The 605-nt window shown below is 68.3% G+C and carries 1 protein-coding gene; it reads right to left on the reverse strand.

What is annotated here, in order from left to right; translation table 11 throughout:
- A partial coding sequence (locus ACXJKR_RS34200; RefSeq protein WP_457326648.1) for an enoyl-CoA hydratase/isomerase family protein occupies positions 1-605 on the reverse strand: 605 nt, incomplete at both ends.

Here is a 605-nt window from a genome sequence, read left to right on the forward strand (position 1 = left end):
GAGGTCGCGACCTTGGCCGTAGCCGCGGTCAGGAAGCCGTCCTTCAGGAAGGCCAGGATGTCGGCGCCGGCATTGCCAGCGGTGGCCATCTCGGCGGCGCGGCGAGCGATATAGGTCAGGCCACCGCCGCCGGGCACCAGGCCCACGCCGACTTCAACCAGGCCCACATAGCTCTCGACGTGGGCGACACGGCGTGCGCAGTGCACGGCCAGCTCGGCACCACCGCCCAGGGCCAGGCCGCGCATGGCGGCGACGACCGGCACGCTGGCGTAGCGCAGGCGCAGCATCATGTCCTGCAGCTTCTTCTCTTCCGGCGCGATGCCCTTGCTGCCCATCTTCATGAAGACAGGCATCAGGCTCTCGAGATTGGCGCCGGCCGAGAACACGTCGTCCGGCGACCAGATCACCAGGCCCTTGTAGTCGGCTTCGGCGATCTCGACGGCGCGCAAAAGACCTTCGGTGACGGCCGGGCTGATCAGGTGCAGCTTGGCGGTGATGGAGGCGATGACGACGTTGCCGTCCAGCGTCCAGACGCGCACTTCCTCGTTCTTGAACAGCTCGGTGCCGCTCTTCAGCGGGTCGGCGGCGCCGGAGCCCAGCAGCGA

This window comes from Roseateles sp. P5_E11 (assembly GCF_054049355.1).